This is a genomic window from Gordonia sp. GONU (genome assembly GCF_024733855.1).
Taxonomy (GTDB): Bacteria; Actinomycetota; Actinomycetes; order Mycobacteriales; family Mycobacteriaceae; genus Gordonia; species Gordonia amicalis.
In genome coordinates this window covers 16,711-31,303 of sequence record NZ_JANRHB010000035.1, presented here as the reverse complement: position 1 = coordinate 31,303, position 14,593 = coordinate 16,711, and the positions used below count along the sequence as shown (strand labels likewise).

13 protein-coding genes and 1 riboswitch are annotated in these 14,593 nt (G+C 61.7%); of the genes, 5 read left to right on the top strand and 8 right to left on the bottom strand.

Going from position 1 to position 14,593, the window contains the following annotated elements; translation table 11 throughout:
- Positions 1–6 precede the first annotated feature (6 nt).
- The 4 genes from NWF34_RS21495 to infC form a co-directional block, all read right to left on the bottom strand.
- Positions 7–816, bottom strand: a complete 810-nt coding sequence (locus NWF34_RS21495) for an RNA methyltransferase (protein ID WP_024498596.1) — start codon at positions 814–816, stop codon at positions 7–9.
- A gap of 47 nt (positions 817–863) precedes the next feature.
- The gene (rplT, locus tag NWF34_RS21490; RefSeq protein ID WP_005178731.1) at positions 864–1,244 is read right to left on the bottom strand and encodes a 50S ribosomal protein L20; all 381 of its coding nucleotides are present in this window, start codon (positions 1,242–1,244) and stop codon (positions 864–866) included.
- Positions 1,245–1,287: 43 nt separating this feature from the next.
- Positions 1,288–1,482, bottom strand: a complete 195-nt coding sequence (gene rpmI / locus NWF34_RS21485; protein ID WP_006360758.1) for a 50S ribosomal protein L35 — start codon at positions 1,480–1,482, stop codon at positions 1,288–1,290.
- Between the two features lie 120 nt (positions 1,483–1,602).
- On the bottom strand, positions 1,603–2,205 hold the full coding sequence (gene infC / locus NWF34_RS21480; protein WP_081712428.1) for a translation initiation factor IF-3: 603 nt from the start codon (positions 2,203–2,205) through the stop codon (positions 1,603–1,605).
- Positions 2,206–2,517: 312 nt separating this feature from the next.
- Between infC and NWF34_RS21475 the strand changes: the two genes are divergently transcribed.
- Positions 2,518–2,943 carry a DUF1844 domain-containing protein gene (locus NWF34_RS21475; protein WP_024498598.1) on the top strand — a complete coding sequence of 142 codons (426 nt, stop codon included), beginning with the start codon at positions 2,518–2,520 and terminating at the stop codon, positions 2,941–2,943.
- Positions 2,944–3,209: 266 nt separating this feature from the next.
- Here NWF34_RS21475 and NWF34_RS21470 read toward each other — a convergent pair whose 3' ends face one another.
- Both NWF34_RS21470 and NWF34_RS21465 read right to left on the bottom strand, forming a co-directional pair.
- On the bottom strand, positions 3,210–3,770 hold the full coding sequence (locus NWF34_RS21470; RefSeq protein WP_152528518.1) for a hypothetical protein: 561 nt from the start codon (positions 3,768–3,770) through the stop codon (positions 3,210–3,212).
- 540 nt (positions 3,771–4,310) lie between these two features.
- Positions 4,311–6,818 carry a hypothetical protein gene (locus NWF34_RS21465; protein ID WP_152528519.1) on the bottom strand — a complete coding sequence of 836 codons (2,508 nt, stop codon included), beginning with the start codon at positions 6,816–6,818 and terminating at the stop codon, positions 4,311–4,313.
- A 98-nt stretch (positions 6,819–6,916) separates the two neighbouring features.
- On the opposite strand from NWF34_RS21465, the gene NWF34_RS21460 reads away from it, so the two are divergent.
- Complete coding sequence (locus tag NWF34_RS21460) at positions 6,917–7,249, top strand: hypothetical protein (protein ID WP_024498601.1); 333 nt, start codon at positions 6,917–6,919, stop codon at positions 7,247–7,249.
- 19 nt (positions 7,250–7,268) lie between these two features.
- Here the strand turns inward: NWF34_RS21460 and NWF34_RS21455 are convergent, their stop codons facing one another.
- Positions 7,269–8,945: a reverse transcriptase domain-containing protein gene (locus NWF34_RS21455; protein WP_081712427.1), complete on the bottom strand. Its 1,677-nt coding sequence runs from the start codon at positions 8,943–8,945 to the stop codon at positions 7,269–7,271.
- Positions 8,946–9,027: 82 nt separating this feature from the next.
- Positions 9,028–11,910, bottom strand: a complete 2,883-nt coding sequence (gene uvrA, locus NWF34_RS21450) for an excinuclease ABC subunit UvrA (RefSeq protein WP_006437353.1) — start codon at positions 11,908–11,910, stop codon at positions 9,028–9,030.
- 267 nt (positions 11,911–12,177) lie between these two features.
- Between uvrA and NWF34_RS21445 the strand changes: the two genes are divergently transcribed.
- The 3 genes from NWF34_RS21445 (at position 12,178) to NWF34_RS21435 (ending at position 13,939) form a co-directional block, all read left to right on the top strand.
- On the top strand, positions 12,178–12,870 hold the full coding sequence (locus NWF34_RS21445) for an MBL fold metallo-hydrolase (protein ID WP_258326022.1): 693 nt from the start codon (positions 12,178–12,180) through the stop codon (positions 12,868–12,870).
- 36 nt (positions 12,871–12,906) lie between these two features.
- Positions 12,907–13,236: a hypothetical protein gene (locus NWF34_RS21440; RefSeq protein WP_024498605.1), complete on the top strand. Its 330-nt coding sequence runs from the start codon at positions 12,907–12,909 to the stop codon at positions 13,234–13,236.
- A gap of 187 nt (positions 13,237–13,423) precedes the next feature.
- Positions 13,424–13,939, top strand: a complete 516-nt coding sequence (locus tag NWF34_RS21435; RefSeq protein WP_024498606.1) for a hypothetical protein — start codon at positions 13,424–13,426, stop codon at positions 13,937–13,939.
- Positions 13,940–14,188: 249 nt separating this feature from the next.
- Positions 14,189–14,301, top strand: a riboswitch (SAM riboswitch).
- Positions 14,302–14,593: the final 292 nt, after the last annotated feature.

Genomic DNA, 14,593 nt, shown 5'->3' with positions numbered 1-14,593 from the left:
CAGCTGTCAGCCGCGACCCACCGCACTGTGGATGCGCGCACTCTCGTACAGGCAGATCGCGGCCGCGGCGGCCACGTTCAGGCTCTCGGCGCGACCGCGGATCGGAATCGACACCCGGTGGTCGGCAGCGGCCTGGATGTCGGGGGGCAAGCCATGGGCCTCGTTGCCGAACAGCCAGCCGACCCGGCCGGACAGCACCTCGGCGGCGTGATCGAGGTTCACCTCGCCGTCGGCGGCGGTGGCGAGCAACGTGACACCCGCACCTGCGATGGCGTCGAGTCCCTCGGTCAGGGCACGGTGACGCACCACCGGCACGGTGAACACCGACCCTGCGCTCGCACGGACACATTTGCCGTTGTGGGGGTCGACGGCGTCGCCGAGCAGCACGACGGCGTCGGCGCCCATCGCGTCGGCACATCGGATCAGGGTTCCGGCGTTGCCGGGCTCCCGCGGTTCGACGGCGATCGCGAGCAACCTCGGCTCGTCGGCGAGGACGCTCTCGAGCGGCACGTCGAGGAGCGGACAGACCGCGAAGATCCCGGGCGGGGTCGATGTCTCCGCGAGCTTCGACGCCGCCCGCGCGGAGATCACGAGGACGGGGACGCCGGCGGCCGCCGCGGCGTCGGTGAGCTCTCGGTGCCGAAGACGCTCCTCGTCGGCGACCAGCACGACCTCGGCGCGGTCGACAGCGAGGGCCGAGCCGACCGAGTTGGCCCCCTCGGCGAGGAAACGCCCCTGGTCGCGCCGCTCGGCGGCGCGATGGAGCTTGGCATACGACACGACCCGCGAGGATCGCTCGGACAGGATCTCCGTCATCGGATCATCCGTGGTGCGACTCGCGGGTCGTGTGTGGTGTGGCGCAATCAGGCAGCCGGGGCGTTGACGTCAGCCGGCAGGGCCTTGCGGGCGACCTCGACCAGGCCGGTGAAGGCCTCGGGATCGGTCACCGCGATGTCGGCGAGCACCTTGCGGTCAACCTCGACACCAGCGGCCTTGAGGCCCTGGATGAAGCGGTTGTAGGTGATGTCGTTGGCGCGGGCCGCAGCGTTGATGCGCGCGATCCACAGCTTCCGGAACTCACCCTTGCGGGCGCGACGGTCCCGGTAGGCGTAGGTCATCGAGTGGAGCTGCTGCTCCTTGGCCTTGCGGTAGAGGCGCGACCGCTGTCCGCGGTAGCCCTTCGAGGCCTCGAGGGTGGACCGACGCTTCTTCTGGGCGTTCACTGCCCTTTTCACGCGTGCCATGTGTTAGATCCTTTTGCTTGTCAGATGTCCGGGTTCGCGCGCGTCAGATGTTCAGCAGGCGCTTGATGCGGGGGGCGTCGTTCTCGCTGACGACGGTGGTGCCGTCGAGACGACGGGTCCGCTTGGAGGGCTTGTGCTCCAGCAGGTGGCGGCGGTTGGCCTTCTGGCGGACGATCTTGCCGCTGCCGGTCACCTTGAACCGCTTCGCGGTGCCCTTGTGGGTCTTGCTCTTTGGCATGTCTTTCCTTCTGTCGGGCGAACTCGGGCAGCCGAACCTGATCAGGTCCGGCTGGAATCCGGGTTCACGTCTCGTGATCTCGGCCGGGACGGGGCATGCACCCGCGTCCGGCCGATCGGCTCAGCTCTCGTCCGGCGCGTTCTTCGGGCCGCCGGAACGTTCGCGGCTCTCTTGCGCCTTCTGGCGGGTCTTCGCGCCCTTGTGCGGGGCGAGGACCATCGTCATGTTGCGACCGTCCTGCTTGGCCGAGGTCTCGACGAAGCCGTAATCGGCGACATCGTTACCCAGGCGCTGCAACAGGCGGTAGCCGAGCTCAGGACGGGACTGCTCGCGGCCGCGGAACATGATGGTCACCTTCACCTTTGACCCCGCCTCGAGGAACCGGACGACGTGACCCTTCTTGGTCTCGTAGTCGTGGTCGTCGATCTTGGGGCGGAGCTTCTGCTCCTTGATGACGGTCATCTGCTGATTGCGACGCGATTCGCGCTGCTTCTGGGCCGCTTCGTACTTGAACTTGCCGTAGTCCATGATCTTGCAGACCGGCGGACGGGCGTCCGGAGCCACCTCGACCAGGTCGAGGTCGGCCTCGTAGGCCAAGCGAAGCGCATCTTCAACACGCACGATGCCCACCTGCTCCGAGTTGGGTCCGACGAGTCGGACCTCAGGGACGCGGATGCGCTCGTTGATGCGGGTCTCAGTGCTGATGGGGCCTCCTAGTTCAATCCTGCAGTGGTAACCGTCGCGTCGTGCGAGGGTCGTGTGCAGGAGAACGAGCGCAAACCTCAGCAAACGAGCCCCGGGACAGATGTCCGCGGGGCTCCGATACCGACCGATTCTGCTACTGCGCCCAAGGGCACAGCGCGGCCGATCTCTCAGTCGCATCGACGAGGATGCGATCTGCGACGATCGGCGTGAACCGGACCGTGCAACTGCGGTGATCTCGCGAGGCGAGTACTGCGTCGAACGGTGGGAGCGGAACTCCACTTACGACCCCGGCGCATACCAGGGCGGTCGTGCTATGGGAGTCTAACAGCCATGGCCGAGAACCCCAATTCGTCACCAGCACCGATACCCCAAGGGGGTGCGACGGGCAGTGGCGCCGACACGGATGATGCGGCACACACTGAATTCGACAACGTCCGTGACCTGGGAGATATTCCGGCGATCGAGGTCATCACCCGTTCCATCGTGATGCTCATGAGTGCCGCCGCCGAGAAGCTCGGACTGGCCGAGGGCACCCCCGAGGACCGGATCGACCTGCCCGAGGCACGCACGCTCATCACCGCGCTGGCCGGCCTCGTCGACGCGTCGAAGGCCGATCTCGGCATCCACGCCGCACCGATCCGCGACGGCCTGAAGGGCCTCCAGCTCGCCTTCCGGGAGGCGAGCGCCTACCCCGACGAGCCCGGCGAGGGCCCCGGCGAGAAGTACACCGGCCCGGTTCGGGTTCCGAAGAAGTAGGCGGTACGAACTCTCGAGGCCCCACACCCATCGCTATACCTGTCGATAAACGGGCTGGCCGCAGGGGCACGAGTCGGTGAGATCAACGGGCAGGTAACCGTCTGGTCAGATCCGGCGACTGGCTGACTACTGACTGGCACTACACTCAAACCACGCCTCGCTCATCGGCTCAGGCAATGCCGGGAAGCCCGGAAGCCGTACTTCACCACATTCTTGGTGGTCTATTCAGTACTCATAGATGCAGGCAGTCAGAACGAACACCTACTTCAGTCTGGCACCCAGTTCGTTAATAACTTCGAATTCGGAAGCAACTTCGCCTTGCACGAGACAACGCTCTCCCCAGTCTCTCGAAAGTACCAACCCATTTCCGTCACTACTGCCACATCCGGAACCAAGGGATGATCGATTGCGATCAGTGAACTGGTTGAAATCAAGTGGTCGGACTGAAAGGAGACGAAGCGTCCCGCACGTTCAACCTCATCCACGGTCTGCAGCAGGCGCGGTCCGCCATAAGCTACAAGTTGACCTAGCACGCGCAGAGAAACAAGCTCGATCAGTTCATCAAGCTCCTCAAACGCATTGGAAAGATTCCTCGCATCTTCAGGAAGTGAAGCTACTACGTCACTAACCCGATCGCGACGGTACGCAAACCGGTTCAGCATTCCATCCTGCGCATGCTCACCGATCGCCGAATGCTCCAGCATCGGAGCAAGTTCCCGACGCACATCCCTTAGGCTACGAGCGCCTTCAGGCGATAGATCGTCAAGCAATTCCGAATACCGGCACCACTCGACAGTCGCTTCGAGCGCCTTCACGAGACCGGTCATTGCGGACACATAATCACGAAAGCTCTCCCGAAAGACTCCGGCGTCTCGAGGAGCACTTTCGTACTGAAGCCCAGCCAGAAGCGCTTCCCTGCGCCAGCCTAGCCCTGGCCGGACTTCTGAACATGTCAGATGGGTCCCGTGAGCGAGGTGCGGGACGGGGATTTGCGGGTATCCGGGTATCCGTGACCGAATCCATGCAACGCCACATTCAGCCGTACCTCCGATCGTCGCGACTCGCTCTAGAAACCTTGCGAGCGCCGGAGCGCTTTGGTCGACGAACGGTAGTTGTTGGGCAAGGACGCCCCACTTATGGGTCAGCAGGGGCTCTTCTGAAACCACTCGCGCTCCGGCGTCAAGGTTACGCAGCGCCTCAGGGATGCCGTCCGGTTGATCATTGTTTCGCGGGAGGAGCTTTCGGAAAGCGTCAACCAATGACGACCCTCGCCACACATCCGCCAATTCAACGGTTGCTTGCCAAACTTCATTTGAAGACACTGAATTTCTCCATAACCGTAGCACCAGCACATTAAATGGCAGGGCCTACAACCACTTTATTCCGACTAGTTCATTAATCTCTTTAAGCAAGTCTTCAGCAGCGTCCGATTGAGGCGTTCCTCGGGAGAAGGACTCAATCGACGCTTGGCCAGTCCAACCATCAGCCAAACCTTCGCCGTTACAGCAAACAACCCGAGGCGCCATCGAATCAGCAACGAACCGGTATCTAACCCCCCTTTCCAGAGGAGGAATACTTTCAACCGACTTCTCCAGATTGAACTGAATGCTTCCTAATTGAAAAGAATCTACATACGATATGCGGCCATCGGCAGGTAGAATTTTGTCTAGGAGTCTCCGCTTTGCGTTATCAAGTTCGATCGAGTACCACTCCAAGAACCCCTCGGGGTCACTTGCGATTGCACCCAGGCTGGCAAACCTATTCCGAACCGGCGATTTGAGTATCGATAACAGGTATCTCCGCCAGACACGGGAGGCGATAGTCAATGGCCCGTGTTCGGCCTCGAACGTCACGCCCTCATCCAGATCAACAGAATCGAGAGAGACTTCACCGCGCCAGCCTTCAATCGAACCATCAACAGTGACCATTAATTTATCGCCAAACTCCCACATCGCTAGTCGTGGAATATTGACACCCTCGGGCAGAAGACGTGAAACCAGTTCAACCGATTCGGTATACCACGACTCAGTCGGTTTCCTACCCTCACGCAGGGACACTACTGGAACAGAGAACGGCCGGTACGCAGCAACAGCATGAGCTAGAGTCAGATCAACGCCTGAAATCTCAGAGTAGAACAGCAATCGTAAGTGGTCATCAGAGGCTATAACTCTCGGAAACTCTGCACATTTACGCGCATACGCAATCGCGGCAAGATAGTCAGCGAACGAGTCATGAATAGCTTCGGTTATGTCACCTCCAGATCGACGAACAAGTCCACTATCGAGACCGAAGTCGACAATGTCACGACCGTCTACATCCTGACCGGCCTCAGACAGGATATCCGCGGACTTCTTCGCCAGTTGCGCCCATTCGAACGAATCCGCATAACGGCGACCTTCAGCTGCGAGGCATGCGAAGATTACACCCAGACCAATCTCGTACACTGAAACCTGTTCATAACCCTGATCCTCAGCAATCCTCCGAATGTAAGCAGAATACATGGACGCAGGATTCTGAAAGTCGAAGCCTTGTGCCACTAGCCGGCACGCTACAAGGAAGAGTTGCGGATTGTCAGCAGCATCTCCGATCGCATGTTCCGCTTGCGCTGCCAGAATATTGCATTCTGGCTCGTCAATTATTTCACGAACAATCGCACGCCTACTATCTCTGGTCAAAGATTCCAGCGTAAGAAGCGAAGTCTCTTGATCGCGCGGTAGCACAGATCTTAGAGCCACGAGATCGCGCCCCACAAGGGCCAGTGAAGCACGCAGGTCGCTCATGAGGAGCTCTCTGAGATCTTCCGCCAGCCGACGCCTGAGTTTGACCGGAATTTCAGATAGATTGTCGACAACAACTGTAACATAAGGGTCTTTTAACGCTTCTAAGCCAGTCGCGGAGTATGCGCCCACGAATTGTGGCGAATTGATTCCTTTCGCTATTAGCGACCCAATCCGTCCCGCCACATACGCTTTGGCGTCGACACGAATTATCGCTCGATTCTCTGCCACACTGGCTACTTGGGCACCCAGTATCGCAGTTGTCTTGCCCGTCCCCGACGACCCGTGCAGGAGGACCACACTCTTGCCTCCCAAGAAGTGCGCCAGCGGAAGCCTCGTATGATGATCGGTCTTGCACCTAAGTTCGATGCTAGGTACTTTAATCTCCGCAACCGCACGAATATAGTCGGAACGCGCTTTGATGTTCCACGTGTTCGTTCGGACATACTCACGATTTTCGTTGAGAATGGACCACACATCTGCACTAGTTACGACTCGGCGGTCGACCTCGGACAGCCCGCTTCTACCGACGACAAGCCGGAGGAGTTCGAGGACCACATACATAGAGCGTTCTTCAGCCTCGGCCTCACCAGTTACAGCGGGCAACAAATTGGTTGCCAGACGCACCGCCTCGTCTAACAACGTGTCGAAGCCCTCCGCATTGGCATCGATGAATGCTCTTCGGCACGCATTCAGATCGACACTTAGTTCCAAGCCAGACGCTATGGCCGTCAACCTCCGCTCGTCACCGTTCCGGAGTTCATCGAGCGCAATCAGAACCTTCCGGCCGGTCGGTCCCAGGCGTCCGTCTGTCACAAATCGATACTCGGCCTCTGGGTGCTCTGGCCCGAGCTTCGACCACCGTTCGAGCTCCTCCATCAAATCGGTTTGCGCCCAGGTATAGCGCTGGTCTCGACGTTTGAACTGGAGTGCTCGGACGAGCAGACCGCTCGAATCGAGAATCTCAAGATCGACTACGTCATTATCAGCTTCAACCCGGGCCTGTCCGAGTCTCGGATCGGCCGCCATACCGAGAACGCCGAGGACTGCCTGCGCATGTTGAAAGGCAAAGCCCCCTGCCGCATCTACACCGCCCATGCGTTTGCCCCACCTCCCCATATCGCCGCCCGGAGCCTACTACGGCCGAGTGACACACGGAGCCCGCGAACAACGATCGAGACCACTACCCTAGGGACATGGCGAATCCAGGAGATCCGGATACCCCGGGCGTTGTCCCCCAAGGCACTGGGGCGGAGACCACGCGACCGGACGAAATCATCGACGCCGAAATCGTGCACGCCGGTCCGGCGCCGGGCACCCTCCCCGACCCCGACTACACCGACACCGGTGTCCCGACCTTCGACTTCGTACGCGACAAGATCGAGAACCGCATCGCCACCGCGATCGGTTCCCAGGAACTTGCCGAGGCGAGCGCCGAGGGGCAGAGCGTCGACGAGATGATGCGCAAGCGTGACGAGGCCGCGAAGAAGCGCCTCGAAGAGATCCGCAAGTCGATGGGCACGGGATGACACTCTGTCCCGCCAACCGCTAGCTCCTGACTGAAGCCCACATACCTTCCTGGAGCAACGAAGGAAGCGCACGCCGCGTCGCGAGGTACTGCACGGTCGGACCAAGCTGCGAATGCCGACGGGTAACCGCTGATTGCGTAGCCTTGTCGAAAGCACCGACCCTGCATAACGCTGCAGCGGCGCCACGTACCAAACTGGGGTTGAAATCGGTCGCCGCTACCCTGCGTACAGCCTCGATATCCTCCCGTACACCGCCTCGTACAAGGAGGTTCATTGCTAGATTCCGCAGAAAGATCGGCTTGTTGAGGTCCCAAGCAACCGACCTCGCGTAATCTACCCATTCACGAGGCGGACTACTCAACGTTTCAAGCATCGCCGCGATCAACCATGACTGCTGGAAGAGTTCAAGCCCAGGTTCCCCCGGCCCGTTCAGATGACGGGTGATCTCCTCCTGGACGCGGCGCTCGGAGATAAATGATCGCAAATACATAGCGGCGTCGGAGGACACTTCTTTCAGTCGATCCAGCCTATTCAAAAGGCTCATCAGGATGCCTCGGTCAACGATCGCCGCCAGTCGAGCAATCGCAAACTTCGCGTGACGCCGCTTCAGGCTTTCATCCTCGATGGCGCTCTTAAATAGTTCTCGTAACACAGCGCGCGACTGCGAAAGCCCGTTCTTGAAGATATAGTCAGCATGGTCAAACTTGTCATCATCCGACGGATCTTCATCATCTGGCGCAAGAACGCGTGTCTTCTCAGACCCCACAATAAGCCCACGGTTCCTGCAGAGCACTTCGAAAGTTCGCAATGCACGCAGCGCGCCCACTTCAGTGTCCGCGATGATCCGCACATCATCCATATATCGGAAATAGTTGAAGCCCCTACGCAGCATCGCGTTGTCCACAGAGACCAAAAAATAGTTGCCCAGCAAACGAGATGCATCACTCCCAGTCGGGAGGCCGTGATGGGATGCGTGCCGCCATTGTCTGAGCAGACTTCGGAGAGACCTAAGAACGGGTTCAGGCACCCCCAACGCGTGAAGATCTTCGAACAGTATTTGGTGACTAATCGTCTCGAAATAGCTAACAAGATCAGATTCGACCATCCAGACCGAGCCCTTCTCCCGCTCTTTAACGACAGTCGTTCGAAACTCTACCCATTGCTGGGTCGATGGTTTGAAGAAGCCACGAGCACCAGCACCGTCGAGCCGTGAACTGAATACCCGGTCCGACAGCTCGCCCTCGATTACGTCCGCGAAGCTGCCGCACAGCGCCTGGTACGCCACTCGGTCCTCCAGACTCAAGAGAGCGCCGGCTCGACTTAAGTAGCGGCCCTTGGGAACCTCGACAACCTCGAACGGATCCGCCTGCCCCGTTGCACACTTCGCACTCGCAGCGGCGAGCACCTCAGCCGATGAGTGTTTGAAGTCATCCCACACAAGGATGTCGGGAACCCACAGCTCGCGAAGATCAGTCCGGAGAACGTGCCGCATCGCAGCTTCGACATCCAACCCGCCAGCAGCTACCGACTGAGACCCACCAGACGCTGGGCGTTGCGCTAGCTTGTCGCCGTAGACAATCCAGCGTCCCCCGAGCTTCGTACCGGGAATCGCACCCTGCTGAAGAAGCCGACGAACCGTCGCTGACGACTTGTTCAATCGTAGAGCAGCTTCTTCAACCGTGATGTTGTGCGCCACTGCAGCCTCCCGTGATGAGCGTTTGCGCTCACTTTAGCGCTCATCATGGGCTATATTGAGATCCGCAGCGGCGTGTCGAGAATCAGCCCGCCGACGCGACCGTCTCGTCGACCTTGAGTATCTCGGCGAGGAACTTGCCGGTGTGGCTTCCCGGGGCGACCGCGATGTCCTCGGGGGTGCCCTCGGCGACGACCATGCCGCCACCGCTGCCACCCTCGGGGCCCATGTCGATGACCCAGTCCGCGGTCTTGATGACATCGAGGTTGTGCTCGATGGTGATCACCGTGTTGCCCTTGTCGACCAGGCCGTTGATCACCGCGAGGAGCTTTTTGATGTCCTCGAAGTGCAGGCCGGTGGTCGGCTCGTCGAGGATGTAGACCGTGCGGCCCATCGACCGCTTCTGCAGCTCGGCGGCCAGCTTCACGCGCTGCGCCTCACCACCCGACAGCGTCGGCGCAGGCTGTCCGAGACGGACGTATCCGAGACCGACGTCGTTGAGGGTCTTGAGGTAGCGGTGGATCGAGGTGACCGGCTCGAAGAAGTCAGCGGCCTCCTCGATCGGCATGTCGAGGACCTCGGCGATGGTCTTGCCCTTGTAGTGGACCTCCAGGGTCTCCCGGTTGTAACGGGCACCGTGACACACCTCGCACGGCACGTACACGTCCGGCAGGAAGTTCATCTCGATCTTGATCGTGCCCTCGCCGGTACAGGCCTCACAGCGACCGCCCTTGACGTTGAACGAGAACCGGCCCGGCTGGTAGCCGCGCACCTTGGCCTCGGTGGTCGCCGCGAAGAGCGTGCGGATCTTGTCGAAGACGCCGGTGTAGGTCGCCGGGTTGGAGCGCGGGGTGCGACCGATCGGCGACTGGTCGACCTGCACGAGCTTGTCGAGGTTGTCGAGTCCCTTGATCCGCGTGTGGCGCCCGGGGACTTGTCGTGCGCCGTTGAGCTTGTTGGCGAGCACGGTCGCGAGGATGTCGTTGACGAGGGTCGACTTACCCGAGCCGGACACCCCGGTCACCGCCGTCATCACCCCGAGCGGGAACGACACCTCGATCCCGCGCAGGTTGTGCTCACGGGCGCCGACGACGGTCAGCTGACGCTTGCGGTCGATCGGCCGGCGGATCTCCGGGATCGGCAACGAATCCCGGCCCGACAGATATGCACCGGTCAGCGATTTGCGGTTCTTCAGCAGATCCTTGTAGCTGCCGCTGTGCACGACGTGTCCGCCGTGTTCACCGGCGCGCGGGCCGATGTCGACGATCCAGTCGGCCGCGCGGATGGTGTCCTCGTCGTGTTCGACGACGATCAGCGTGTTGCCGAGGTCGCGGAGGCGGGTGAGGGTCTCGATCAGCCGGCGGTTGTCACGCTGGTGGAGACCGATCGACGGCTCGTCGAGGACGTACAGGACGCCGGCGAGACCGGACCCGATCTGCGTCGCGAGACGGATGCGCTGTGCCTCGCCGCCGGACAGCGACCCGGCCGCACGCGACAGCGACAGATATTCCAGGCCGACGTCGAGCAGGAAGCGGATGCGGGCCTGTACTTCCTTGAGAACGCGGCTGGCGATCGCGGCCTGACGCTCGTCGAGATGGAGGTTGTCGAGGAAGTCGGCGCATTCGGCGACCGACAGCGCACAGACCTCGGCGATCGACTTCGGGCCGTACTCGGGGTGGTTCAGGGTGACGGCGAGGATCTCGGGACGCAGACGCGCACCCTGGCAGGCGGGGCACGGCACGTCGCGCATGTACCCCTCGTAGCGTTCCTTCATCTGCTCGGACTCGGTCTGGTCCATCCGCCGGGCGAGGAACGACATGACACCTTCGAACTCGGTGTAATACGAGCGGGTGCGTCCGTAGCGGTTGCGGAACTTCACGTGCACCTGGTGGTCGCTGCCGTTGAGCAGCGCGCGACGCGCCTTCACCGGCAGCTTCTTCCACGGTGTGTCGACGTCGAAGCCCATCTGGTCGGCGAGACCCGACATCAGGCGCAGGAAGTAGTCGGCGTTGTGGCCCGTCGACCACGGTGCGACCGCACCCTCGGACAGGGTCAACTCGGGGTCGGGCACGACGAGCTCCTCGTCGACCTCCTTGCGGATGCCGAGGCCGTCACACTCCGGGCACGCACCGTAAGGCGAGTTGAACGAGAACGACCGCGGCTCGAGGTCGTCGATGGCGATCGGGTGGGCGTTGGGGCACGCCATCTTCTCGGAGAACCGGCGCTCGCGATTCGGGTCGTCTTCCTCGAGATCGACGAAGTCGAGCACGATGATGCCGTCCGCGAGACGCAGACCGGTCTCCACCGAATCGGTGAGACGCTGCTTGGCGCTTGCCTTCACGACGAGGCGGTCGACGACGACCTCGATGTCGTGCTTCTCCTGCTTCTTCAGTTTCGGCGGATCGGTGAGCTGGTGCACGACGCCGTCGATACGGGCGCGGGAGAAGCCCTGCGTCTGGAGTTCGGCGAAGAGGTCGACGAACTCGCCCTTACGGGTGCGGACCACCGGTGCGAGGACCTGGAAGCGGGTGCCTTCGTCCATGGCGAGCACCTGGTCGACGATCTGCTGGGGGGTCTGCTTGGCGATCGCCTCGCCACAGATCGGACAGTGCGCCTTACCCGCGCGGGCATAGAGCAGCCGGAGGTAGTCGTAGACCTCGGTGATGGTGCCGACCGTCGAACGGGGGTTGCGGTTGGTCGACTTCTGATCGATCGAGACCGCAGGCGACAGTCCCTCGATGAAGTCGACGTCGGGCTTGTCCATCTGGCCGAGGAACTGCCGGGCGTAGGCCGAGAGGGACTCGACGTAACGACGCTGACCTTCGGCGAAGATCGTGTCGAAGGCGAGGGACGACTTACCCGATCCCGACAGCCCGGTGAACACGATGAGGCTGTCCCTGGGCAGGTCGACATCGATGCCCCGAAGATTGTGTTCGCGGGCACCTCGGACGATCAGACGATCAACCACTGCAGTCCTAACGTTTCTTCTCGAGTCAGAGTCTTCTCAAACTCACCGGGGCGCACGGGTGGCGCATGGGCACCGTAACGACAGGCACCGACAAAACTGTTCCGGAAGCGTCGGCCCGGATGGGATTCGTGGTCCGAGAGCCGGACGATCGGTCTCGCCATCCGCGCCATACACCATCGGACCGATAGTCCACGATACCCGCGCGCAGGGATGGTCCGACCGTCGCGAGCGTCACACATCGGCCGCGCGGTGTCATAGCCTTGCCGCATGACCTCAGCGACACCGATCAGCGATTCCTACACCGGCGATCTCTCCGGGTCGAAGACCCCGCAGCGCCGCACCCTCGGCTCGGCCACCATCGTCAAACTGTCCGTCGGTCCGATGGACAACAACGTCTACGTGGTGACCTCGAAGGCCACCGGCGACCAGCTGATCATCGACGCCGCGAACGACGCGGACACGATCATCGCCACACTCGACGCCATCGGCGGGAAGCCGGCCCTGATCTTCACGACCCATCAGCACCACGATCACGTGCAGGCACTGGCCGCAGTGGCCCAGCACACCGGAGTGCCCACCGCCGCCGGCCGGTTCGACGCCCCCGAACTCCCGGTCACCCCGGATCGTCTCGTCGACGACGGGGACGTGATCGAGATCGGCGACCTCCGCTTCGAGGCGATCCACCTCGTCGGCCACACCCCGGGCTCGATCGCGCTCGCCCTGACCGACACGGGGTCGGACGGCGACACGGTCCATCTGTTCACCGGCGACTGCCTGTTCCCCGGCGGCATCGGCAAGACCTGGAAGCCCGAGGACTTCGACACCCTCATCGAGGACGTCTCCACCAAGCTGTTCGACCGCTTCGGCGACTCGACCGTCGTCTACCCGGGACACGGGAAGGACACCACCCTGGGCGCCGAACGCGCCTCGGTGCCGGAGTGGCGCGAACGGGGCTGGTGAGACGTTTTCGCAACGGACCTAAAGAAAGGGGACTACATGGGGCCCCAACCCGACGGCGATCTGCCACCCTACGACCTGAGCTCGGACATCGACGGGGTGCGATACGCCGTCGTCGACCCCGATGATGCGGACATGTCCGGATGGTCCCTCGAGATGAAGAACATCTGGCGGGGAGATCCGGATGCCCCGACGTTTCTCTCGTCGTTCACGCAAGAGCCCTGGTTTCAGGCGAGCGAGGGGCGATGGAACGCCCTCGGTCGCGGCACCCTGAAGACGGCGTGGTGTGCGGTTGCAGAAAGGGGTGAACGGATCATTGCTTGGATCGGACCAGACGGCACTCGTCACGAGACCGAGACCGAGACATAGCGGTCGCCGCGCGCCAGGTGTTGAGGAACTGATGCGGCATTACGGAGTCACGTAGGGCCACTGCGTTATGTCAGGTGCGGCGGTGGCGCCCGGTAGTAAGAAGCGGCTGGCAGCGGCGCGACGCTACACAACCGAGGCTGCACCGTAAAGAGGTCGCGACCTCGGTTGAACGCTTTACAATCGGCGCGTGAGAAAGAAGCCCGAGAAACCCGTCATCACCGAGGAGATGATCGACGCCGAGATCGCGCGCCAGGAGGCGAACGCCCAGGGCGGTGTGGTCGACATGGAGGGCTCCAAACCGAGGAACCTCACCGCGAGTAGTCTCGTCTCGATCCTGGCCGCTGCCGGCGCTGTGATTCTGCTGATCGTGTGTATCCCGTTGATGACATCGACGATGAGAGGACCCGGCGCGAACTGCGGGACGATCTTCGCTTCGTCTCATACCTGGACGTACTCGTCGAGCTACGATCCCGATTCGTCGTATTATCGCGTGACGCCGTCCGATGTTCGCGAAAAGACCGAGGCGAACGTCGAAGACTGGTTAGCGGACTTGGATCGTGGCGCTGCTGCGTACAGATTCTGCGAGACACAGCATTCGGATCGGCGGATTCTGTTGATCTCGCTGGGATCGGTGGCTGTTGTGCTGTTGGTGGTTTCTGGTGTCGTGTGGCGGATTAGCCGACGCCCTCAACCAAACTCGTAAAACGAGACCTCTCTACGAATCTCCCGCCAACCTAACGCGGTGTCCTCAAGCGCTGTTATAGTGCACTGTCACTCCCCGCGTACCGAGAGCGACGTCGGCAACAGCAGCGTGGGATTCCGGATCACCGTGCGAGACATCTTCGTCCTCGGACTCGTCGTCACCACCGCGCACTCCAACCCAGGCTCCCAAGCGCAGAACCCCGGCGCTCGTCGCCCGAACCAAGCAACACGGCGAGGTAAACTGACGGCCCTTCACAAGTTGCCGATCAAGAGCTCCGGCTGGACGACACGCCAACCCCGCGTTCATGGGTGGCCCGGATGACGAAGCGGCCCGCACCGACCGGTGCTGGGCAAGAGCGCCTCCCCGTGCGGAGCCTCCGAACAAGGACTCCTTGCCTCAGCACCCCCGGTCACGACGTCGTGCACTCGGCCGACGCATTGCCGGGAGGCACTGCGGACTGCCTCCGGCGCGCTACCTGAGAGATATGACGATGGTCTCCCGCTGCAACGCTCTCGGCTACACGCTTCGTACCAGCGGGCACCTTTCAAATTATTGCCCTAAGACATTGGGTCCGCGGCACGCTACCGCCGCCGGAACGTTCGAAGAAGCACATCATGGAGCGGCTCTTCACCGGTTTGGTGATCGCTGCCACGG

Coding starts and splice junctions, on each gene's coding strand:
- rplT (WP_005178731.1), bottom strand. CDS start 1,244: ATGGCACGCGTGAAAAGGGCAGTGAACGCCCAGAAGAAGCGTCGGTCC.
- NWF34_RS21460 (WP_024498601.1), top strand. CDS start 6,917: ATGGCGAATCCAGGAGATCCGGATACCCCGGGCGTTGTCCCCCAAGGC.
- NWF34_RS21445 (WP_258326022.1), top strand. CDS start 12,178: ATGACCTCAGCGACACCGATCAGCGATTCCTACACCGGCGATCTCTCC.
- NWF34_RS21440 (WP_024498605.1), top strand. CDS start 12,907: ATGGGGCCCCAACCCGACGGCGATCTGCCACCCTACGACCTGAGCTCG.
- rpmI (WP_006360758.1), bottom strand. CDS start 1,482: ATGCCAAAGAGCAAGACCCACAAGGGCACCGCGAAGCGGTTCAAGGTG.
- NWF34_RS21470 (WP_152528518.1), bottom strand. CDS start 3,770: ATGACCGGTCTCGTGAAGGCGCTCGAAGCGACTGTCGAGTGGTGCCGG.
- NWF34_RS21475 (WP_024498598.1), top strand. CDS start 2,518: ATGGCCGAGAACCCCAATTCGTCACCAGCACCGATACCCCAAGGGGGT.
- NWF34_RS21465 (WP_152528519.1), bottom strand. CDS start 6,818: ATGGGCGGTGTAGATGCGGCAGGGGGCTTTGCCTTTCAACATGCGCAG.
- NWF34_RS21495 (WP_024498596.1), bottom strand. CDS start 816: ATGACGGAGATCCTGTCCGAGCGATCCTCGCGGGTCGTGTCGTATGCC.